The sequence below is a fragment of the Mycobacterium sp. E2989 genome (assembly GCF_001667595.1).
In the GTDB taxonomy this organism is placed as follows: Bacteria; Actinomycetota; Actinomycetes; order Mycobacteriales; family Mycobacteriaceae; genus Mycobacterium.
On record NZ_LZJX01000044.1, the window covers coordinates 1 to 21,371 of the forward strand.

Sequence of the window (21,371 nt, forward strand, 5' to 3'; positions counted from 1 at the left end):
GGCCGGCGTCAGCTCGTCGGCGAATTGCTTGCCGGCCTCCTTGGCGGCGGTCAGCCGGTCCGGGGGAACGTCGGTCGCCCGCATGGACTCCGACACGTCGATGACCAGCACGATGACGGCCCGGTTGCGCGGGATGCGCATGTCGTGGGTGGGGGTCGCGAGCGCGATGGTCAGCAGAACCAGGCTGAGCAGCGACACCGCGATCGGGATGTGACGCGCCAGCGACTGCGGCACGCTCGTCTCGGTGAACCGGCGCAGCCGGCGCCGGCGGCGAGCCTGGACCAGGATGTAGACCCCGAGCAGAGCCAGCGGGAGCAAACCGAACAACAGCATGCCCGGGCGCTGAAAGCCGTAGAGCGGTAAGGGGCCTACCCCGGGAAGCGACACCCGCCAGTAAAGATGAGACTCAGGGACCCGTCAAACGGGGGACTATTCGCGCCGCAGCCGCCCGTCGACGAATTGCTCCAGGTTCTCCCACTCCCGCACCGCGGGGGCGTACGGCGCCGAGGGCTTGCCGACCGAGCCGGGCTCGAGCACGTAGGCCACCAGCTTGCCCAGCGGGCGCCCGGTCTCGAGGGCCTTGTCGACCGTGGCCTCCTCGGAGTAGTCGCCGATGTCGCGAAGCAGCTCGACGGCCAGGTCCAGCTGGTCGCGGTCCACCGCGTCGGGGCCGTCGGCGATGTCGTCGGCCAGCCCGCTGAGCACGTAGATGTTGTCCTCGGTGACCTTGACCTCCAGCGAGCCGTCGGTGGCGGCGGTGCGGATGTCGTCGTAGGTGCTCAGGTCGGACAGGTCGTGGTCGTGCTCGTCGGCGAGGTAACGCGCCAGCGCCCGCTCGGAGCTGAACACGCTGATGCGCCCGTTGCGGCCCAGGAAGATCGGGCGGTCGTCCAGGTAGCACCGCAGCGTGTAGAACGTGCCAGAACTCGTCATGATCCGAATCGGGTCGATGCCCACCTGCAGCCAGAAATCCTCGTCGCTGCCCAGGATCACCGTGTCGCCGGCCGCGCGGGTCTCCTCCTCGGCCTCCTCGGCCTCCTCGGGCTCGTCGGCCGCCTCGTCCGTCTCGCCGTCGGCCTCGGGTTCGGCCTCGGCGTCTTCGGTCTCCTCTTCCTCGGGCTCCTCGGCGAGCTCGTCGGCGGCCTTGGCCGACAGCTTGGCGTCCACCTCGGGGGTGGTCACGATGTCCTCGATCGCGGCGAGGACATCGTCCCAGCTGCGCCCGATGACCTCGCCGATCGCGTTCCAGCGCTTGAGGCCGGCCTTCCCGGTGAAGTGGTCGATCCCGCCCGAGACGGTGCCCAGCGTGGGGTTGCCGTTGAAGAACTTCGACACCGCCGCGAGCTCGCAGACCGACCCGATGGACGAGACCAGCGCCAGCGTGCGGGCCAGCCCGGTCACCGACTCCTCGGTCGGCTTCTCCGACACCAGCTCCTCGACCGCGACCAGATCGAACTGCTTGTCCTCGGCCGGTGCGAACTTGTGCGCGTGCGCCGAGGTCAGGTCCTTCCACGCCGGGTGGTCGACCAGGTCGTTGTCGGTATCGGAGCGCACGAACGCGACCAGGTCGGCGGCGGAGGCGAACGCGTACAGGTCCTCGTCCTTGCCCAGGAACGCCTCCCACTCGTCGCCGGCGTCGCGCCAGCGGGGCGCCCACACGGTGTAGCGGTCGCCGTCGGAGAGGCTCAGGCGGATCGGCACGAGGTCAGCAGCCATGCGGCACACAATAGCGACGGCCGTGCAGGGTGCCGGGCGCTGGGCGTCGGAGCTAGCCCCAGATATCGGTGATCGGCGGCACGCTTGCCGCGTACCCGGTCTTGGGCAGCCCGTACATCTCCTCGATCGTGGCGAGCACGCTGTAGTGGTTGATCTGCTCGCTGTAATTGCCGGGTCGGACGTGGGCGCCGTAGAACACGGTCGGGATCTGGTTGCGGCTGCCGCCGTCGTCCTCGTCGAAGGTCAGGATCAGCAGGCTGTTGTTGGCGGCCGCCCAGTTGGCGTAGCCCGACAGCTGGCGGTTGAGCCAGGCGTCGGCCTGCGCGATCGAGCCGTCGTGCATGTTGTTGTCGTTGTTGGGAATGACGAACGAGACCGTGGGCAGGCTGGCGTAGTTGCCCATCGGGAAGGCGGAGAACGGCAGGGAGTTCGCCGGCGGCACGTTGGTGAAGTTGGCCCAGGGCACGTGCTTGCGCGCGTACTTGCCGGCGCTGCACACCGGCGAGCCGACCGCGGGCAGGCCCTCGGCGAAGCCGACGAACGTGTGGCCCGCGGCCAGCAATTCCGAACCCAGGTTGGGGGCGGCGCCGCCGTTGACGGGGCAGGCGTCGGTGGTCACCCCGAAGGTGTTGCCCGCGAACAGCGCGAGGTAATTCGGTTCGCTGGGGTGGGTTTCGGCGAACGACTGGACCATGTTGGCGCCGCCCGCGGCGAGCGCGGTGATGAACGGCGCCGACTTGTTGCCGATGATGTTGGCCTCGGAGCGGTTCTCCTCCACCACGATCACGATGTGCGCGAGCTGCGGAATGGCGGCCGCGAGGGCCACCCGGGGGGCCGCCGGGACGATCACCAGCGCCGTCAACACGGCCGCGCCGGCCAGGTTTCTGATTGTGCGCAGCACGCGGGGAGTATATGGGCGGATTCGCCCGCAAGGGGCGGCGGCGCGAGCGTGTCGGCGTTGCGCGCCGCAATCGTTATATAGGCTCAAATCCCGTGGACACGCGCGTCATTGATCACCCGCTGGCCCTGTCGCGGCTGACGGTGTTGCGCGACGAACGCACCGACAACGCCCACTTCCGGGCCGGCCTGCGGGACCTGACCGCGATGCTGGTTTACGAGGCCACCCGCGACGCCGCCCGCGAGACGTTCGGAATTCGTACGCCGCTGGCCGAGACGGTCGGGGTGCGGCTGGCCAACCCGCCGCTGTTGGTGCCGGTGCTGCGCGCGGGATTGGGCATGCTCGAGCGCGCCCTCGAGCTGCTTCCGGAGGCGCGGGTGGGCTTCGTTGGCGTGGCCCGCGACGAGCAAACCCATTGCGCGACGGGATATCTCGCGTCGTTGCCCGACGACCTGTCCGGTGTTCCAGTGATCGTCCTCGATCCGATGCTGGCCACCGGTGGCTCGCTGAAGCACACCGTCGGGCTGCTGCTGGAGCGCGGGGCGACCGAAATCACGGTTTTGTGCGCGGTTGCCGCGCCGGAAGGCATTGCGGCGCTTGAGCGAACCGCCCCCGCGGCGCGCCTTTTCACCGTGGCCGTCGACGGCGGGCTCAACAAAAACGCCTACATCGTCCCGGGTCTCGGCGACGCCGGCGACCGCCAATACGGGCCGCGTTAGCCCATAACCTGCTGCACCAGCGCCTCGCGCAACGCGGCGGCCCGTTGCCGGGCCGCGGGCAGCCCGGCCGTCACCGCGCGGCGAACCTCGATGTAGAACTTCAGCTTTGGCTCGGTCCCGGACGGCCGCACCACCAGCCGCACGGACGTGTCGTCGTCACCGCCGGTGAAGATCAGCGCGTCGGTGATGTCGGTGAGGGTGGCGGTGAAACCGGCCAGCGTTTCCGGCGGCGTCGACCGCAGCCGCCGCATCAACTCGGCGGCCTCGGCGACGTCGGCGACCCGCCGCGACACCGCCGCGACGTCGTGCACGCCGTGGCGCTCGGCGAGTTCGTCGAGCGCGTCGGAAACCGAACGGCCCCGGTCTTTCAGGGCGGCCACAAGGTCGCACACCAGCACCGCGGCGCTGATGCCGTCCTTGTCCCGCACGGCGTCCGGGTCGACGCAGTGCCCGATCGCCTCCTCGTAGGCGTACACCAGGGTGCCGCCGGGCACCCCCGCGTCGGCGCGCGCCAGCCACTTGAAACCGGTGAGCGTTTCGACGTGGGTGGCTCCATGCTCGCGCGCGATCGCCGCCAGCATGCGCGACGACACCACGGTGCTGGCCACCATTGCCGTCGGTGGATCGGCGACCCGCGACAGGATGTAATCGCCGAGCAGCCAACCGGTTTCATCTCCGGACAGCATCCGCCATCCCGGCCCCGCAGGGATGCCGACCGCGCACCGGTCGGCGTCGGGATCCAGCGCGATCGCGACGTCGGCCGTGACGTCGGCGGCCAGGGTGAGCAGCGCGTCGGCGGCGCCGGGCTCCTCGGGGTTGGGGAAAGCGACGGTGGGGAAGTCGGGGTCGGGCGCGAACTGGGCGCCGACCGTGTGCACCTGCCCGAAGCCGGCGCGTTGCAACGCTTCCACCGCCACCACGCCGCCCACCCCGTGCAGCGGGGTCAGGACCACCCGCACCGTGCCCGCGCCGCGCCGCACGGCGGCGGCACGCGCGATGTAGCGCTCGACCAGATCGGTGGCCGCGGGTTGCACCGGCGCCCGGCCGATTTCGTCGGCCGGGGGAGCGGCGGCCATCGCGGCCTCGATCTCGCGGTCGGTGGGCGGGACGATCTGGATGCCGCCGTCGGTGTACACCTTGTAGCCGTTGTCCGCCGGCGGGTTGTGCGACGCGGTGATCTGTATCCCGGCGACGGCCCCGGTGCGCCGCACAGCGAACGCTACCACCGGGGTCGGCACCGGCCCCGGGAACAGCAGCACCGAAAAACCGTGAGCTGCAAGCACTTCCGCGGCCACGGTGGCGAAAACCGCGGAGCCGTGCCGGGAGTCGCGGCCGACGATCACCGTGCCGCCCGCCAGCCCGCGGCCGGCCAGCACCTGCGCCACCGCCCAGGTGGCGCGCGACACCACCGCCACGTTCATGGCGTCGGGCCCGCCGCGCACCGGGCCGCGCAGGCCCGCCGTGCCGAAGGTGAGCGGGTGGGCGAATCGCGCCGCCAGCTCGTCGGGATCGCACGCGGCGAGCTCGGCGGCCGTCGCCGGATCGGGATCGTGGGCGATCCATTCGTCGGGCGTCATGGCGTCATCGCGTCATCGCCTCAGAACCGGGCGATCACGTCGGCCAGCAGCGCGCCCATCCGGCTGGCCGACGCGGCGCCCGCGGCGAGCACCTCGGCGTGGCTCAGCGGCTCGCCGCTGATGCCGGCGGCCAGGTTGGTGACCAGCGACACCCCGAGCACCTCGGCGCCGGCCGCCCGGGCCGCGATGGTCTCGTGCACCGTGGACATGCCGACCAGGTCGGCGCCCAGCGTCCGCAGCATGCGCACCTCGGCGGGCGTCTCGTAATGCGGTCCCGGCAGGCCGGCGTAGACGCCCTCGGCCAGCCCTGGATCGCCCTGACGGGCCAGCTCCCGCAGCCGCGGCGCGTAGGCGTCGGTCAGGTCCACGAACTGCGGGCCGACCAACGGGGACCGCGCGGTCAGGTTGAGGTGGTCGCTGATCAGCACCGGCTGGCCGACCGCCATGTCGGCGCGCAGCCCGCCGGCCGCATTGGTGAGCACGACGATGCGCGCCCCGGCCGCGCAGGCCGCCCGCACGGGGTGCACCACGTGACCGAGGTCGTGGCCCTCGTAGGCGTGCACGCGACCGACGAGCACCAGCACCCGGCGATCGCCGATGCGCGTCGACATCAGCTCGCCCGTGTGCCCGATGGCGGTGGGCGGCGCGAACCCGGGGACGTCGGCCTGGGGCAGCACGGCGCCGGGGGAGCCGAGCGCGGTCGCCGCCGGGCGCCATCCCGAGCCCAGCACGACGGCGACGTCATGCTCATCCACGCCGGTGCGCTCGGCGATGACTTGCGCCGCCCGCCACGCCAGTTCGCCGGGGTCGGATGCGACGTCGCTCACAGTCGGCGAGCATAGTGCGGGTCACCGGGGTTAGCGCCGCGATGGCGTGCCCAGCGATATGTGAAAATCTGCCGCATGAATCTTCGTAGGTGGTCGGTCGCCGGCCTGGCGGTCGCCGTTGCGGTGTCGCTGTTTTCGATCACGGGCCCGGTGGCGCCGGCGCGGGCCGAATGCCCCGACGTGCAACTCATCTTCGCCCGCGGCACGGCCGAGCCGCCCGGCCTCGGCGCCGCCGGAGACGCGCTGCTGGCCGCGCTGCACTCGGCCCTCGGCTCGCGCAGCGTCGACTCGTACCCGGTGAACTACCCGGCCAGCTACAACTTCCTGCAAACCGCCGACGGCGCCAATGACGCCCGCGACCATATCGCCCAAATGGTCGAGCAATGCCCGGGAACGAAACTCGTGCTCGGCGGCTTTTCGCAGGGCGCCGCCGCGGTCTCGATGCTGGCCGGGGTGCCGCCGCTGGGCGAGCGCATCGGCAACTTCGGCTCCGCTCCCGCGCTGGACCCCGGCCTGGCCGGCAAGGTCGCGGCCGTAGCGGTGTTCGGCAACCCCGGCAACCGCTTCAACACGCCCCTGTCCACGGCGGGCCAGTTCGCCGGCCGCGCCATCGACATCTGCAGCCCCGGTGACCCGGTGTGCGTCGTCGGGGGTCGCGACCGGGATGCCCACCACGATTACGGTGTGCCGCCCTACCCCGGACAGGCGGCGGGATTCATCGCCGGACTGGTATAGCCCAGGCCCAAAGGTCGCGGTGGGATACTGCCAGAATGCCCACCACCGCATTGGACGCCGTCGAGGATGTCGTGCGGCGACGAGGCTCCGAACTGGTTGAGCTGTCCCACGCCATTCATGCCGAGCCCGAGCTGGCGTTCGCCGAGCATCGCAGCTGCGCGAAGGCCCAGGCGCTGGTCGCCGAACGCGGCTTCGAGATCACCGCGGCCGCCGGCGGCCTGGACACCGCCTTCCGCGCCGACTTCGGCAGCGGCACGCTGACCATCGGGGTGTGCGCCGAGTACGACGCGCTGCCCGAGATCGGGCACGCCTGCGGCCACAACATCATCGCGGCGTCGGCCGTGGGCACCGCGCTGGCGCTGGCCGAGGTGGCCGATGACCTGGGGCTGCGGGTCGCGCTCATCGGCACCCCCGCCGAGGAGGCGGGCGGTGGCAAGGCACTGCTGCTGAGCGCCGGGGTGTTCGACGACGTCGCGGCGGCGGTGATGCTGCATCCCGGGCCCGCCGACATCGCCGCCGCCCGCTCGCTGGCGCTGTCGGAGGCGACGGTGAACTACCGCGGCAAGGAATCCCACGCCGCCGTCGCGCCGCATCTGGGCGTCAACGCCGCCGACGCCGTCACCGTCGCGCAGGTGGCGGTCGGGTTGTTGCGTCAGCAACTGGCCCCGGGCCAGATGGTGCACGGGATCGTCACCGACGGCGGGCAGGCCGTCAACGTCATTCCCGGGCATGCCACGCTGCAATATGCGATGCGGGCGGTCGAATCGGATTCGCTGCGACAGCTGGAGGGCAGGATGTACGCGTGCTTTTCAGCGGGCGCGCTGGCCACCGGCTGCGAATACGAAATCGACAGTCCCGCACCGGCATACGACGAACTCAAGCCCGACGAATGGCTGGCCGACGTCTTCCGCGAGGAGATGCGCCGGCTCGGGCGCGAGCCGGTGGCCCGCGAGTTCGAGGCGGCGCTGCCGATGGGCAGCACCGACATGGGCAACGTGACCCAGGTGCTGCCGGGCATTCACCCGGTGGTCGGGGTCGACGCCGGCGGCGCCATGGTTCACCAGCGCGCGTTCGCCACCGCGGCCGCCGGTCCCAGCGCCGACCGCGCCGTCGTCGAGGGCGCGATCATGCTGGCCCGCACGGTGGTTCAGCTGGCCCAGACGCCGGCCGAGCGCGACCGGGTGCTGGCCGCGCACGAACGGCGGGCGAGCGCATGAGCCTCGCCGACGCCGCCACCACCTGGCTGGCCGCCCACCACGACGACCTCGTCGAATGGCGCCGGCACATCCACCGCTACCCCGAGCTGGGCCGGCAGGAGTACGCCACCACCCAGTTCGTGGCCGAGCGGTTGGCCGACGCCGGGCTCAACCCGAAGGTGCTGCCCGGCGGCACCGGGCTGGTCTGCGATCTCGGCCCCGACCACGGGCCGAGGATCGCGCTGCGGGCCGACATGGACGCGCTGCCGATGGCCGAGCGGACCGGCGCCCCCTACACCTCCACGATGCCCAACGTCGCGCACGCCTGCGGCCACGACGCCCACACCGCCATCCTGCTCGGCACCGCGCTGACCCTGGCGTCGGTGCCCGAACTGCCGGTCGGGGTGCGGCTGATCTTCCAGGCAGCCGAGGAGCTGATGCCCGGCGGCGCCATCGACGCGATCGCCGCCGGGGCGATCACCGGGGTGTCGCGGATCTTCGCCCTGCACTGCGACCCGCGGCTCGAGGTCGGCCAGATCGCCGTGCGGCACGGCCCCATCACGTCGGCGGCCGACCAGATCGAGATCACGCTGCATTCGCCGGGCGGGCACACCTCGCGCCCGCACCTGACCGCCGACCTGGTCTACGGGCTGGGCACGCTGATCACCGGGCTGCCCGGCGTGCTGTCCCGGCGCATCGACCCGCGCAACGGGACGGTGCTGGTGTGGGGGGCGGTCAACGCGGGAGTGGCCGCCAACGCCATTCCGCAGACCGGGGTGCTGGGCGGCACGGTCCGCACCGCGAGCCGGCAGACCTGGGTGGGCCTCGAGGAGATCATCCGCGACACGGTGTCGGCGCTGCTCGCGCCGCTGGGCATCGAGCACACGCTGCAGTACCGGCGCGGCGTGCCGCCGGTGGTCAACGAGGACGTCTCGACGCGCATCCTCACCCACGCGATCGAGGCCATCGGCCCGGACGCGCTGGCCGACACCCGCCAGTCCGGCGGCGGCGAGGATTTCTCCTGGTATCTCGAGGAGATTCCCGGCGCGATGGCCCGGCTGGGCGTCTGGTCGGGCCGGGGGCCGCAGCTGGATCTGCACCAGCCGACGTTCGACCTGGACGAGCGGGCGCTGGCGATCGGCCTGCGCGTGATGGTCAACATCGTCGAGCAGTCGGCGGCGTTCCCGTCGCCCTAGCCCGTCGCGCGCGCGACGTGCTCGACGATCCGGGCGTAGCTTCGCCGCGTGACGTCGGCCGCCCCGCTCATGATGTTGTAGCCGTGGTCGACCCCGGCCACCTCGTAGTACTCCGCCAGCGACCCGACGGCGTCGAGCCGCTCCGCGTATCGGCGGGCTTCGTCGCGCAGCCGGTCGTGTTCGGCCGTCACGACCAGCGCGGGCGCGATGCCGGCGATCCCGTCGGCGTTGGAGCCCCACGCCGGTGAGGCCAGCCGGTCGCGGCGCAGCGCCGGGTCGGGCACGTAGGCGGTGTCGAAGACCTCGCCCATCCACGGTTTCATGATCGCCCGCTGGCCGATCGCGGACGGCTTGTCGCGGGTGGGCGTCACGAGGTCAAGCGGCGCATAGTGCAACACCTGCAGGGCGATTCGCGGGCCGTCGTTCTCCAGCGCCAGCCGCGCCGCCGCCGCGCTGAGGTTGCCGCCCGCGCTCTGGCCGCCCACGCACAGCCGCGTGCCGTCCCAGTCCCGGTCCGGGGCGGCCGCCCAGCGCACGATGTCGTAGACCTGAAGCGGTGCCGCGGGGAAGCGGTGCCGCGGCGCCAACACGTAGTCCGGGTTGACCACCACCGCGCCCGCGTGGGCCGCCAGGTAGCGGCACCACGGGTCGTCTTGTTGTGGATGCCCGATCACGAAGCCGCCGCCGTGCACGTTGACGTACACCGGGGGGCTCGTCGTGTCGGCCGTCGGGTGGTAGACGGTCGCCGGCACCGGGCCGTGCCGGGTGGGGATGGTGACTTGCGAGGTCTCGCCGGGAATCTCGGGGAAGCGCACGGCGGCCTTGGGGGCCGGGTTGACGACGGCGGCGAACGCGCGCGCCAGCGCGTCGGCGACCACCGGCGTGGACAGGATCGACACGGGCCCTACGCGCCGGTGCCCGGGCCGATGTTGTGGGCCGGCCTGGTCCGTAGGTTGTGAACGTAATCGGCTGGCGCTCCGGCGATTTCGGCCGCATCGGCCATCACACCAAGATATCGCGCCGACGGCAGGCCGCCCTCCCAGGCGTCGAGCACATACAGCCACGCCAGCACGGGGTCCGTGCTGGTGTCCGACGAGATGCGTTCCACCCGGCAGCGGATCTTCTTGTGCACGCCGAATTCCGAGCCCTCCCACCGGTCGAGGTTGTTCTCGTCGGCCGGGGTCATGTCGTAGAGGACGACGAACACCTTGGACGTCGGATCCTCGACGATGGTGGCCAGCGCGCCTTCCCACCCGATGTCCTCGCCGCCGAACGTCAGCCGCCAGCCGTGCAACCAGCCGGTTCCGGCCATCGGCGAATGGGGTGCCCGCTTGAGCATCTGCTCAGGATCCATGTTCGACCCGTAGGCGGCGTAGATCGGCACGGGGAAATCTTAGACGTCACGCGCACGGGCGGTCTTGTCACGAGGGTCGCCGCGCTGCGGGTGCCCATGTTCCCCCGCTAGGTTGGGGCTGTGGTGACCCGCATCGTGATCCTCGGTGGCGGCCCGGCCGGTTACGAAGCCGCGCTGGTGGCCGCCACCTCCCACCCCGACACCACCCACGTCACCGTGATCGACTCCGACGGCATCGGCGGCGCTGCCGTGCTGGACGACTGCGTGCCGTCCAAGACGTTCATCGCCTCGACCTGGCTGCGCACCGAGTTGCGCCGCGCGCCGCGGCTCGGTTTCGACATTGACATCGACGACGCCAAGATCTCGCTGCCGCGGATTCACGCCCGGGTCAAGCAACTCGCCACCGAGCAATCGGCCGACATCACCGAACAACTGCTCGGCATGGGCGTGCACGTGGTCGCCGGCCGCGGCGAGCTGATCGACCCCACGCCCGGGCTGGCGTGCCACCGCCTCAAGGCCACCGCCCCGGACGGCACCACCAGCGAGTACGAGGCCGACGTGGTGCTGATCGCGACCGGCGCGAGCCCGCGGATCCTGCCGTCGGCCCAGCCCGACGGCGAGCGCATCCTGACCTGGCGGCAGCTCTACAACCTCGAGGCCCTGCCCGAACACCTCATCGTGGTGGGGTCGGGCGTCACCGGCGCCGAGTTCGTGCACGCCTACACCGAGTTGGGCGTGCCGGTGACGGTGGTCGCCAGCCGGGACCGGGTGCTGCCCTACGAGGACGCCGACGCCGCCGCGGTCCTGGAGGAGGCGTTCTCCGAGCGCGGCGTCCAGCTGGTCAAGAACGCCCGCGCCCAGTCGGTCACCCGCGCGGGAGACGGCGTGCTGGTCACCCTGGCCGACGGGCGCACCGTCGAGGGCAGCCATGCCCTGATGACCATCGGCTCGGTGCCCAACACCGGCGGCCTCGGCCTGGACCGGGTGGGCATCGAGCTGGGCCGCGGCGGCTACCTGACCGTGGACCGGGTGTCGCGGACCTCGGTGGCCGGCATCTACGCGGCCGGCGACTGCACCGGGTTGCTGCCGCTGGCCTCGGTGGCCGCCATGCAGGGCCGGATCGCGATGTACCACGCGCTGGGCGAGGGCGTCAGCCCGATCCGGTTGCGCACGGTGGCGGCGACGGTGTTCACCCGGCCCGAGATCGCGGCCGTCGGCGTGCCGCAAACCATGATCGACGACGGCTCGGTGTCGGCCCGCACGATCACGCTGCCGCTGCGCACCAACGCCCGGGCCAAGATGTCCGGCCTGCGACAGGGTTTCGTGAAGGTGTTCTGCCGCAAGTCCACCGGCGTGGTGATCGGCGGTGTGGTGGTGGCGCCGATCGCCTCCGAGCTGATCCTGCCGATCGCCGTGGCCGTCCAGAACCGCATCACCGTCAACGAGCTGGCCCAGACGCTGGCCGTTTACCCGTCGTTGTCCGGATCGATCACCGAGGCCGCTCGTCGCCTGATGGCCCACGACGATCTCGACTAGCCTGGGTTCGACACCGTCCTACTGACGAGTAACCCGGAGGAGTTCGCTGCCGTGACCGATCCGATCCACGCGCCCAGCGAGTTGGGCTCGCCGGCGGCCGTGCTGGGACCGCAGCATCGCGAGGTGGCCTGGGAGCGGCTCGGCACCGAGCAGTTCGACGTCGTCGTGATCGGCGGCGGCGTGGTGGGTTCGGGTTGCGCGCTGGACGCCGCGACCCGCGGGCTCAAGGTGGCGATGGTCGAGGCCCGCGATTTCGCGTCGGGTACGTCCAGCCGCTCGTCGAAGATGTTCCACGGCGGGCTGCGCTACCTCGAACAGCTGGAATTCGGGCTGGTGCGCGAGGCGCTCTACGAGCGGGAGCTGTCGCTGACCACGCTGGCCCCGCACCTGGTCAAGCCGCTGCCGTTCCTGTTCCCGCTGACCCACCGGTGGTGGGAGCGCCCGTACACCGCGGCGGGCATCTTCCTCTACGACAGCCTGGGCGGCGCGAAATCCGTTCCGGCACAGAAGCATTTGACGCGCGCGGGGGCGCTGCGGCTGTGCCCGGGCCTGAAGCGCAGCTCGCTGATCGGCGGCATCCGCTACTACGACACCGTCGTCGACGACGCCCGGCACACGCTGACCGTCGCGCGCACGGCCGCCCACTACGGCGCGGTGGTGCGCTCCTCGACCCAGGTGGTCGCGCTGCTGCGCGAGGGCGACCGGGTGACCGGCGTGCGGGTGCGCGACTCCGAGGACGGCGCCGTCACCGAGGTCCGCGGCCACGTCGTGGTCAACGCGACCGGGGTGTGGACCGACGAGATCCAGGCGTTGTCCAAGCAGCGCGGGCGATTTCAGGTCCGCGCGTCCAAGGGCGTGCACGTGGTGGTGCCGCGCGACCGCATCGTCAGCGACGTCGCCATCATCCTGCGCACCGAGAAGTCGGTGATGTTCGTCATCCCGTGGGGCAGCCACTGGATCATCGGCACCACCGACACCGACTGGAACCTGGACCTGGCCCACCCCGCGGCCACCAAGGCCGACATCGACTACATCCTCACCACCGTCAACGCCGTGCTGGCCATCCCGCTGACCCACGCCGACATCGACGGCGTGTACGCGGGCCTGCGGCCGCTGCTGGCCGGGGAGAGCGAGGAGACCTCCAAGCTGTCCCGGGAGCACGCCGTCGCGGTGCCCGCGCCCGGCCTGGTCGCCATCGCCGGCGGCAAGTACACCACCTATCGGGTGATGGCCGCCGACGCGATCGACGCCGCGGCCGAGTTCATCCCCGCCCGCGTTGCGCCCTCGATCACCGAGAAGGTCAGCCTGCTGGGCGCCGACGGCTACTTCGCGCTGGTCAACCAGGCCGAACACGTTGCGGCGCTGCAGGGTTTGCATCCGTACCGGGTGCGGCACCTGCTGGACCGCTACGGTTCGCTGATCGGCGACGTGCTGGGCCTGGCGGCCGGCAACGCCGACCTGCTCAGCCCGATCAAGGAGGCGCCGGGCTACCTCAAGGTGGAGGCGCTGTACGCCGTCACCGCCGAGGGGGCGCTGCACCTGGAGGACATCCTGGCCCGCCGGATGCGCATCTCGATCGAGTACTCGCACCGCGGCGTCGACTGCGCCCGCGAGGTCGCCGACGTGGTCGCGCCCGTGCTGGGGTGGTCGGCGGCGGACGTCGAGCGCGAGGTGGCGAACTACTCCGCGCGGGTGGAGGCCGAGATCCTGTCGCAGGCCCAGCCCGACGACGTGTCGGCGGACGAGTTGCGGGCGAGCGCCCCGGAGGCGCGCGCCGAGATCCTCGAGCCGGTACCCCTGAATTGAGCCGGCATTGAAGCCCGCGCCACTTCCCGTGCGGGACGGGCTGGGCCCGGCGCGGGTGCGGCTGCGCGGCGGACCGGTGCTGGCCGAGCTGACCGCCCGGTTCGGCGCGGCCGCCCGGTCGAAAGTCCTTGCGGGAGAGGTGGTCGACGCCGGCGGCGCGGTGATCGACGAGGCCACGGTGCTGCCCGCGGGCGCCAGCGTCTACCTCTACCGCGAGCTGCCCGACGAGGTGCCCGTCCCGTTCGATATCCCGGTCCTTCATCGCGATGACGACATCGTGGTCGTCGACAAGCCGCACTTCCTGGCCACCATGCCCCGCGGCCGGCATGTGGCGCAGACGGCGCTGGTGCGGCTGCGCCGGGAACTGGGCCTGCCGCAGCTGAGCCCGGCCCACCGGCTCGACCGGCTGACCGCCGGGGTGCTGCTGTTCACGACCCGCCGCGAGGTGCGCGGTGCATATCAGACGCTGTTCGCGCGGGGGTTGGTGCGCAAGACGTACCTGGCCCGCGCCGCCGTCGACCCGGCCGTGGCGTTGCCGCGGGTGGTGCGCAGCCGAATCGTCAAGCGGCGCGGGGTGTTACAGGCCGCCACCGAGCCGGGTGTGCCGAACGCGGAGACGCTGGTGGAACTCGTCGCCCCGGACGGCCTGTACCGGCTGACCCCGCGCACCGGGCGCACCCACCAGCTGCGCGTGCACATGGCCGCGCTGGGGGTGCCGATCGAGGGTGACCCGTTGTATCCCGACGTCATCGACGTGCCGGCCGATGACTTCCGCACGCCGCTGCGATTGTTGGCGCAGCGCATCGAGTTCGACGATCCGCTGACGGGACAGCGCCGCGAGTTCGTCAGTCGGCGGACGCTGGGCTGACCCCTTTTCTCGGAGGCCGCCCGCGCGTTGCTCCGAACTCGAGTGCTACTGCCGCACGCATGAGCGATTGGTTGAACTCGCTCTCGCGGCCGTGAACCGACCGTTGCGCGGCTTACACTTCGGCAATGTTCTCGGAGACGCGCTATGCCCTGAACGGGGACTTGCATGTCGCCTTTCGCACGGCGGGCGCGGGCGCTCGGGACATCGTGTTCGTCCCGAACTGGTTCACAAACTGTGAGGTCGTTTCGGAGCTGCAATCCATGCAGGGGTGGGTCGAAGCGATGACATCGCTCGGTCGGCTGATCTTCTTCGACCAGCCCGGCACCGGGGCGTCTGATCCCGTCGCGCCGGGCGCTCTGCCGACCATGGAGCAATGGGCGGACAGCATCACTGCGGTGCTCGACGAACTCGGAAGTGATGAAGCGGTCCTCGTCGCGAGCTGTGGCGCGTTGGGGACGGGAGCGCTGGTGTTCGCGGCAACATATCCGTCCCGCACTACCGCGCTCGTCGCGCTTCAGGGCTACGCGCATCCGCTCAACGAACGACGTGGGCCTCCCACCCCGGAGGAAGCGCTCGCCTGGTCGCTCGCCTTGTGGGGCAGCGGAGAACTCCATCACCTCCTCAATCCGGACATGCCATGGAACGAGGAGATCCGGGCGACGTGGGCTCGGTTCGAACGTCTATCGGCAAGCCCACGAACCGCTGCTTACATGCTTCCTCTCGTGGCCGAAATGGACTTGCGGGCAATCCTTCCAACAGTCCACGTACCAACCCTCGTCCTCCAACACACCGACGATGTGATGATCCCGGCTGAGTGGGGTAAGGACGTCGCCGACCACATACCCGGCGCGAAATACGTTGCGATGCCAGGCCGCAACATGTATCACTTCGTCGATCCATGGCGCGAGTCCTTCCAGCAGATTGCCGAGTTCCTCACGGGGCAACAGCCCGACGTGGCCGACGACCGGGTGCTCGCCACCGTACTTTTCACTGACATCGTGGACTCGACACGCCGGGCCGCCGAAATGGGAGACCGTGACTGGCATGCGTTGCTCGATGCGCACGACGCCGTCGTCCGATCGCAACTTGCGCGCTTTCGGGGTCGCGAGGTGAATACGTCGGGCGACGGTTTCCTCGCGATGTTCGACGGTCCGCAGCGAGCGATCCGCTGCGCCATGGCGATCCGCGAAGCGGTGCAGGCGTTGGGCATCGAGGTGCGCGCGGGGTTGCACACGGGCGAGTGCGAAATTCGGGGCGACGACATCGGCGGTATCGGCGTGCACATCGGCGCGCGGGTGAGCGCGCTGGCCGGGCCGAACGAGGTGCTGGTGTCCAGTACGCTGCGTGACCTTGTGATCGGGTCGGGACTTGAGTTCGAGGAACGCGGCGCGTACGAGCTCAAGGGCGTGCCTGGCGAATGGCGCGTCTTTGCGGTCGCATAGCGTTTTCAATCCGGCGCCGAGGCTCTAGTGCAGTGCTGACCACCTGGATCGACATGGGCTGAATTTCCGACGACGGTCGGCACAGGGTTTTTGGGATCGGTAGCAGCCCGGGCCGCATCCAATACTTCGCGTATTACCCATACGACTGAGTCAGTACGGTCCGATACTGATCGTCAGGGTCGTCAAGGAATGGGAGCGAGGGCGTGTCGCACTATCGCACCGTGAAGAGGATGCTCGGTTCAATGCTGCTGTCGGGTGGCATCGCCGCGGCCCTGTTGGGCGCGGGCGCCCCCACCGCCCAGGCCGATTCGTATATGGGGCCGTGGACATGCTGCCCCGGACAACAAGACGGACACCCCCAAGGCCCCGGTCCGGGATGCCCTTTCTCGGGGGCCGGGGTCAACTGGGACAGGAACGTCTGCCACACCTGGTGGAGCGTCTACTACGGGCACGGAAACGTCGGGCCCACCACGTGGGACGGCCCCGACGCACCGCCGCCCGACGCGACGCAGAAGCCATGGTGCGGTTTCCCGTTCATGTGTTCAGGGACACCGTAATCGGCGGCGGGTAGGCCTAGGGAAGGCGAGGCAATGTCGAACAATCACACGGTCAGGAAGGTCATCACCGGGGCTTTGCTGTGCGGCGGCGTGGTGGTAGCCGGTTTGGGGCTGGCGGCGGGCGCCGCCCAGGCGCAGCCCGGTCCCGCCCCGCAAGTCATCGGCCCATTGCCCCTGGACAACTTCACCGTCCCGCACGACTGGTGCCCGGGGCAGCCGTTGCCCATGCCGGATGTCCGGTGGGACATGGGTGTCTGCCACCACTGGTACTGGGTCCCGGTCGGGGGCATGGGCAACGTCGGCCAATTCGTGTGGGAGGGCGACGCCCCCCGCCGGCCGCTGGGCCCGCCGCCCTGCTACGGGGCGCCCATCTGCTTGCCCGGCCTCTAGCGTGAGCCGCCCGCGATGGGGTAGCCCGCGGGGATGGACATCACCGTTACGTTCGTGGGCAACGCCACCACGCTGATCGCCGCGGGCGGCCTGACGCTGCTGACCGACCCCAACTTCCTGCACCGCGGCCAACATGCGTACCTCGGCCACGGGCTGGTGTCCAGGCGCCTGAAGGAACCGGCGCTGCGCATCGACGAGCTCCCGCCGGTGGACGCGATCGTGCTCTCCCACATGCATGGCGACCACTGGGACCGGGTGTCGCAGCGCGGCCTCGACCACGCCCTGCCCGTCGTCACCACCCCGCACGCCGCCACGCGGCTGCACCGCCGCGGCTTCGACAACGCACGGGGGCTGGACACCTGGGGGCGGCACAGCATCACCAAGGGCGACACCACCGTCACCATGACGTCGCTGCCGGGGCGGCATGGTCCGGGCTGGACGCAGCGGTTGCTGCCGCCGGTGATGGGCACCATGGTGGAATTCGCCGGGGCCGACGGGTCGCCGCCGCGCCGGCTCTACATCTCCGGCGACACCCTGCTCATCGAGGAACTCAAGGAGATCCCGGCCCGGTTCGACCGCATCGACGCCGGCGTCCTGCACCTGGGCGGCACCCGCCTGCCGGCCGGGACGCGGCTTCCGTTCGGCCTGACGGTAACCATGGACGGTCGTCAGGGCGCGGGGCTGGTCGCCCTGCTGAGGCTGCCGAAGGCCATCCCGGTGCACTTCGACGACTATGGCGTCTTCGCGTCACCGCTGGCCGACTTCACGCGGGAGATGCAGCGCCGGGACCTGGCCGACCGGATCATCGAGGTGCCGCGCGGCGGATCGGTGACCGTCTGAGAAAACCGCCGCCACCTGCCCTGAAAGGGCCGACACCGGCAAAAACTTTGGTCACCCTAACGTCACGGGTATATCGTTCGTCACATCCGGTACTCGACGGGGAAGGATTCGGGCGGCACCCTGGGGGGAGCGTAATGTTTCCGGTCTCTTTGCAACTTAGTCAGCGAAATTTTCCGGCCGCGTACTCGGCGTAGACAATGTGAGATGTGATGGACTTATTCGCGCCACCTGAGGTCACCTCGACCCTGATCCACTCCGGTCCCGGAGCAGGGTCGCTGATCGAGGCTGCCGGCGCGTGGCAGAGTCTGGGCGTCGAGCTGGAGAACTCGGTCGCGGTGTATGCGTCCGTGTTGTCGTCGTTGATCGAATCGTGGGACGGGCCGTCCTCGATGGCGATGCTGCAGGCCGTGCAGCCCTACCTCATCTGGCTGCGTACCACCGCGGAGCAGGCCCACCAGATGGCCACGTCGGCGGAGTCGGCCGCGGCCGCGTTCACCGCCGTCCGCGCGGCCGTGGTGCTGCCCGCCGTGGTGGCCGCCAACCGGACCCGCCTGGCGCAACTGCTGGCCACCAACCGGTTCGGCCAGAACACGGCCGCGATCGCCGTGACCCAAGACGAATACCAGACCATGTGGGCCAACAACTCGGCGGCCCTGGCCCGGTATCAGGCGGCCTCGTCGCAGGCCACGGGCCAGCTGTCCCAGTTCAACTCGCCGCTCGCCATCGCCGACCCGTCCGCCTCGGCGAAGCAGGCCAACGTGGTGGCCGCCAACGCCGCCCTGGCCCCGGCCGCGAGCACCGGAAACGTCATCGACCAGCTGGGCGTCACGCCGTTCGACCCCAATGCCGGTTGGTTCAGCTACTTCAGCACCTGGGGCAACCAGTTCATCTCGTCCGGGTTCCCCATCAACCTGCTCAGCTACCTGGCGCAGAACACCTCCGCCCAGGCGCTGCAGGGCGTGGGCGGCGACATCGGCCTGGGGCTCTCCGAGGGCGAGGGCGCGCTGGCGTCGTCCATCACCCGGCTGGCCGGGGCCGTCTCGGCCGCGCCCGGCGGTGCGGCCTCCGGCGCGATGGGGGTCGGGGTATCGCTGGGCAAGCTGACCGCGCCGCCGGCGGTGGTGGGGCTGCTGCCGGCGACGCAGACGCCGGTGCAACTCGCGTCCTCGGTGTCGCCCCTGCCGGCCGAACCCGGGCTCACCGGGATGCCGCTGATGCCGATGATGGCGCCGACTTCCAACTCGGCGGGCAGCGGTTGGCGCAAGCGCAAGCAGCAGAAGTTCGACGACCTTGAGTACGGGGCGGAAATCCCGAAGAAGGTGATACACAGACCGCCCAGCGGAGGATGAGGGACGACGATGGTTCCTCACTACTCCGGAAGCAGAATCTCGCCGCCGGATAGTTTATTTGCGGCGCAATTGAACGGCGGCTGCCGTTCACGCGTGCCCTGTCGCGTGGGGCGCGAACATGATTGATTTCGGGCTGCTGCCGCCCGAGATCACCTCGGCGCTGATCCACTCCGGACCCGGCGCCTGGTCGATGATCGAAGCCGCGGGCGTATGGCAGGAACTCGCCGCCGAACTGGAGGGGGCCGCGAGTGGCTACACCTCGGAGCTGGCGTCCCTGGCGGGAACGTGGCAGGGCCCGTCCTCGACGGCCATGGCCCGGGCTTTCGAACCCTACATCGCTTGGCTGCGGACCACCGCGGCGCAGTGCCAGGAAATCGCCGCGTCCGTCGAAACCGTAACGGCGGCATTCGAATTGACGCACTGGACGGTGGTGCACCCCTCCGTTGTCGCCGCCAACCGGGCGCGGCTGGCAATGTTGTTGGCCACCAACTTCTTCGGGATCAACGCGCCGGCGATCGCGGAGACCGAAGCCGAGTACAACGCCATGTGGGTGAGCAACTCGGCGGCGATGTACCGCTACAGCGCCACCGCGCTCAGCGCTGTCAAGCCCACGCCGTTCACGCCACCGCCGCCGGTCGCCAACCCCTCGGGCACCGCCACCCAGGCCGCGATGGTGTCGGCCGCGAGCAATACCCAAAGCGCGGCAAGCACTTTCGCCACCACATCGGGGTCGATAATCGACACCCTGAACGTCCTTCCCTACGACCCGAACAAGGGCTGGTTCGGTTACTTCAGCACCTGGGGCAACCAGTTCATCGCCGGCGGCTTCCCCGTCAACCTGCTCAGCTACCTCGCGCAATTGAATGCGGCCAAAGCGCTTTCCGGTGTCGGCTCCGACATCGGCCAGGGCCTCGCGGAGGGCTCGGCGGCGCTGTCGTCGGCCAACGCCAGCCTCGCGAACGCGCTCAACGGAGGGGGGTCGATGCTGGCACCTCGAGGGGCGCTGGGTACCTCCGTGTTGGTGGGGAAGCTGAGCATGCCCCCGGCAACGGTCGGGATGTTGTCCGGCGTGCAATCGCCGGTGCAACTCGCCTCCGCGGTGTCCGCCCTGCCGTCGGGCGGGTCGCAGCTGCCGGGTCTGCCGGTGGCCCCGGTGCGACCGCCGTTGGGCGGCAAGGGATCTCGCGAGGGTGGCGGGCGAGACTACGACGGCATCGAAATCGGCGCCGAGCTTCCCGGCACGGTCATGAAGCGGCCCCCGTCAGCGGGATAGCTTGTGCGCCAAGGGTTCACCGGGCTGATCGTCGGCCAGGGTGAAGTAGCTCTCCTCCTCCTGCAGAAAATGCAGGCGTAGCAACGCGTGCAGCCCGTACAGGCACGCGAGGAGGTCGTCGACCTGGTCGGGGCCGACCCCTCCGCCGCCGTGGGCCAGCGCCAGGTGGGCGCCGATCCGGTCGGAGAGCCGCTGAATTTCCGCGTGGGTGCGGCTCATCGGGGCGGTCGCTTCGTTGGTGCGGAGCGGGTGCGCGAGGGCGGGGTAGAGCTCCGTCTCCTCGGCGCGTTCGTGCGGGAGTATCCGCTCGACGAGCACGCGGTGGGCCTGGCTGATCGCCGCCAGGGCCGACTCGTCGGCCGCCGCGGCCAACCGGTCGGCGGCGTCCCGCAACGAATCCACAGAGTCGCGAAGTTCGTCGTGTTCGGCGTCGAAGCGCCGCAACATCTGTTCGGTCGGTGCGGGCAGGTCCACCTCGATGCCGGGATTGCCGCGCAGGGCGCGCAGCGCGTTGAGGATCACCGCGACGTCGATGGCCTCCTGCACCAGCGCCCCAACGGCGGGCGGCAGCCACCCGAAGGCGGCGACGACCATCGCGACCAGCGACAGCGCCATCCCGACGACCGCGCTCTGCACGGCGATGCGCCGCGACCAGCGGGCGATGTCCATCGCGTCGGCGAGCCGTTCCAGCCGATCGGTGGTCAACACGATGCCGGCGGCCTCCGAGGACGCGGTGGCGCCGCGGGCGCCCATCGCCACCCCGACGCTGGCCGCGGCCAACGCGGGTGCGTCGTTGACGCCGTCGCCGACCATCACCGTCACCGCGCGCTCCCGCTCCGCGCGCACCGCGGCCACCTTGTCCGCCGGGCTTTGTTCGGCGCACACCTCGTCCAGGCCCAGCACGGCGCCCACCTCGCGGGCGGGCTCGGCGCGGTCCCCGGTGAGCATGACCAGCCGGTTCAGCCCGGCGTCCCGTAGCCGGCGCAGGGTGCGTGGCGCGTGCCGACGCAGCGGGTCGCGCGCGACACCAACCCGGAATGGGCCCGGGCGGTGGTGAACCGCGCCCTGCTCGACGGCGCCGCGATCGCCAGG

18 protein-coding genes and 2 pseudogenes are annotated in these 21,371 nt (G+C 70.7%); 12 read left to right on the top strand and 8 right to left on the bottom strand.

Annotated elements, in window-relative coordinates:
* The 3 genes and pseudogenes from A5680_RS08855 to A5680_RS08865 all read right to left on the bottom strand — a co-directional run.
* A pseudogene (locus A5680_RS08855) lies at window positions 1-387 on the bottom strand (hypothetical protein); the annotation flags it as partial.
* A 42-nt stretch (window positions 388-429) separates the two neighbouring features.
* On the bottom strand, window positions 430-1,716 hold the full coding sequence (locus A5680_RS08860) for a primosomal protein (RefSeq protein WP_067818391.1): 1,287 nt from the start codon (window positions 1,714-1,716) through the stop codon (window positions 430-432).
* 52 nt (window positions 1,717-1,768) lie between these two features.
* Window positions 1,769-2,617 (bottom strand): alkaline phosphatase family protein, encoded by an 849-nt coding sequence (locus A5680_RS08865; RefSeq protein WP_369808518.1) that lies wholly within the window; start codon window positions 2,615-2,617, stop codon window positions 1,769-1,771.
* Between the two features lie 92 nt (window positions 2,618-2,709).
* Between A5680_RS08865 and upp the strand changes: the two genes are divergently transcribed.
* Window positions 2,710-3,333: a uracil phosphoribosyltransferase gene (gene upp, locus A5680_RS08870; RefSeq protein WP_067818394.1), complete on the top strand. Its 624-nt coding sequence runs from the start codon at window positions 2,710-2,712 to the stop codon at window positions 3,331-3,333.
* Here the strand turns inward: upp and A5680_RS08875 are convergent.
* Both A5680_RS08875 and A5680_RS08880 read right to left on the bottom strand, forming a co-directional pair.
* Window positions 3,330-4,910 carry a phospho-sugar mutase gene (locus tag A5680_RS08875; RefSeq protein WP_067818396.1) on the bottom strand — a complete coding sequence of 527 codons (1,581 nt, stop codon included), beginning with the start codon at window positions 4,908-4,910 and terminating at the stop codon, window positions 3,330-3,332. The genes upp and A5680_RS08875 overlap by 4 nt on opposite strands.
* Before the next feature lie 20 nt (window positions 4,911-4,930).
* Window positions 4,931-5,737 carry a purine-nucleoside phosphorylase gene (locus A5680_RS08880; RefSeq protein ID WP_067818399.1) on the bottom strand — a complete coding sequence of 269 codons (807 nt, stop codon included), beginning with the start codon at window positions 5,735-5,737 and terminating at the stop codon, window positions 4,931-4,933.
* 123 nt (window positions 5,738-5,860) lie between these two features.
* Between A5680_RS08880 and A5680_RS08885 the strand changes: the two genes are divergently transcribed.
* The 3 genes from A5680_RS08885 to A5680_RS08895 are packed head-to-tail and all read left to right on the top strand — an operon-like array spanning window position 5,861 to window position 8,864.
* On the top strand, window positions 5,861-6,472 hold the full coding sequence (locus A5680_RS08885; RefSeq protein ID WP_369808520.1) for a cutinase family protein: 612 nt from the start codon (window positions 5,861-5,863) through the stop codon (window positions 6,470-6,472).
* 35 nt (window positions 6,473-6,507) lie between these two features.
* Window positions 6,508-7,689, top strand: coding sequence for a M20 family metallopeptidase (locus A5680_RS08890; RefSeq protein WP_067818402.1), 1,182 nt, complete (start codon window positions 6,508-6,510; stop codon window positions 7,687-7,689).
* Entirely contained in the window at window positions 7,686-8,864 is a 1,179-nt protein-coding gene (locus tag A5680_RS08895; protein WP_067818405.1) for an amidohydrolase, read from the top strand. The genes A5680_RS08890 and A5680_RS08895 overlap by 4 nt, the downstream gene beginning before the upstream one ends.
* Here A5680_RS08895 and A5680_RS08900 read toward each other — a convergent pair.
* Both A5680_RS08900 and A5680_RS08905 read right to left on the bottom strand, forming a co-directional pair.
* Window positions 8,861-9,679 carry an alpha/beta hydrolase gene (locus A5680_RS08900; protein WP_067818423.1) on the bottom strand — a complete coding sequence of 273 codons (819 nt, stop codon included), beginning with the start codon at window positions 9,677-9,679 and terminating at the stop codon, window positions 8,861-8,863. The genes A5680_RS08895 and A5680_RS08900 overlap by 4 nt on opposite strands.
* Before the next feature lie 89 nt (window positions 9,680-9,768).
* On the bottom strand, window positions 9,769-10,248 hold the full coding sequence (locus A5680_RS08905) for a gamma-glutamylcyclotransferase (protein ID WP_067818407.1): 480 nt from the start codon (window positions 10,246-10,248) through the stop codon (window positions 9,769-9,771).
* Window positions 10,249-10,338: 90 nt separating this feature from the next.
* Here A5680_RS08905 and A5680_RS08910 point away from each other — a divergent pair, with 90 nt between their 5' ends.
* From A5680_RS08910 to A5680_RS08945, 8 genes are all read left to right on the top strand, one after another.
* Window positions 10,339-11,754, top strand: coding sequence for an NAD(P)H-quinone dehydrogenase (locus A5680_RS08910; RefSeq protein ID WP_055402907.1), 1,416 nt, complete (start codon window positions 10,339-10,341; stop codon window positions 11,752-11,754).
* Between the two features lie 51 nt (window positions 11,755-11,805).
* A complete protein-coding gene (locus A5680_RS08915; RefSeq protein WP_055402905.1) occupies window positions 11,806-13,560 on the top strand; it encodes a glycerol-3-phosphate dehydrogenase/oxidase in 1,755 nt (584 codons plus the stop codon).
* A gap of 7 nt (window positions 13,561-13,567) precedes the next feature.
* Window positions 13,568-14,428, top strand: a complete 861-nt coding sequence (locus A5680_RS08920; protein WP_197499754.1) for an RluA family pseudouridine synthase — start codon at window positions 13,568-13,570, stop codon at window positions 14,426-14,428.
* A 125-nt stretch (window positions 14,429-14,553) separates the two neighbouring features.
* Window positions 14,554-15,870: an adenylate/guanylate cyclase domain-containing protein gene (locus A5680_RS08925; RefSeq protein ID WP_067818412.1), complete on the top strand. Its 1,317-nt coding sequence runs from the start codon at window positions 14,554-14,556 to the stop codon at window positions 15,868-15,870.
* A 590-nt stretch (window positions 15,871-16,460) separates the two neighbouring features.
* A complete protein-coding gene (locus A5680_RS08930; protein ID WP_067818415.1) occupies window positions 16,461-16,817 on the top strand; it encodes a hypothetical protein in 357 nt (118 codons plus the stop codon).
* 33 nt (window positions 16,818-16,850) lie between these two features.
* On the top strand, window positions 16,851-17,657 hold the full coding sequence (locus tag A5680_RS08935; RefSeq protein ID WP_067818419.1) for an MBL fold metallo-hydrolase: 807 nt from the start codon (window positions 16,851-16,853) through the stop codon (window positions 17,655-17,657).
* A gap of 209 nt (window positions 17,658-17,866) precedes the next feature.
* Window positions 17,867-19,006 (top strand): PPE family protein, encoded by a 1,140-nt coding sequence (locus tag A5680_RS08940; protein ID WP_055402895.1) that lies wholly within the window; start codon window positions 17,867-17,869, stop codon window positions 19,004-19,006.
* A 121-nt stretch (window positions 19,007-19,127) separates the two neighbouring features.
* Window positions 19,128-20,279: a PPE family protein gene (locus tag A5680_RS08945; RefSeq protein WP_067818426.1), complete on the top strand. Its 1,152-nt coding sequence runs from the start codon at window positions 19,128-19,130 to the stop codon at window positions 20,277-20,279.
* On the opposite strand, the pseudogene A5680_RS08950 reads toward A5680_RS08945, so the two are convergent.
* Window positions 20,268-21,302: pseudogene (locus tag A5680_RS08950) on the bottom strand (heavy metal translocating P-type ATPase); the annotation flags it as partial. The gene A5680_RS08945 and the pseudogene A5680_RS08950 sit on opposite strands and share 12 nt — an antisense overlap.
* Window positions 21,303-21,371 lie beyond the last annotated feature (69 nt).

Coding starts and splice junctions, on each gene's coding strand:
- A5680_RS08860 (WP_067818391.1), bottom strand. CDS start 1,716: ATGGCTGCTGACCTCGTGCCGATCCGCCTGAGCCTCTCCGACGGCGAC.
- A5680_RS08875 (WP_067818396.1), bottom strand. CDS start 4,910: ATGACGCCCGACGAATGGATCGCCCACGATCCCGATCCGGCGACGGCC.
- A5680_RS08890 (WP_067818402.1), top strand. CDS start 6,508: ATGCCCACCACCGCATTGGACGCCGTCGAGGATGTCGTGCGGCGACGA.
- A5680_RS08895 (WP_067818405.1), top strand. CDS start 7,686: ATGAGCCTCGCCGACGCCGCCACCACCTGGCTGGCCGCCCACCACGAC.
- A5680_RS08925 (WP_067818412.1), top strand. CDS start 14,554: ATGTTCTCGGAGACGCGCTATGCCCTGAACGGGGACTTGCATGTCGCC.
- A5680_RS08930 (WP_067818415.1), top strand. CDS start 16,461: ATGTCGAACAATCACACGGTCAGGAAGGTCATCACCGGGGCTTTGCTG.
- A5680_RS08935 (WP_067818419.1), top strand. CDS start 16,851: ATGGACATCACCGTTACGTTCGTGGGCAACGCCACCACGCTGATCGCC.
- A5680_RS08940 (WP_055402895.1), top strand. CDS start 17,867: ATGGACTTATTCGCGCCACCTGAGGTCACCTCGACCCTGATCCACTCC.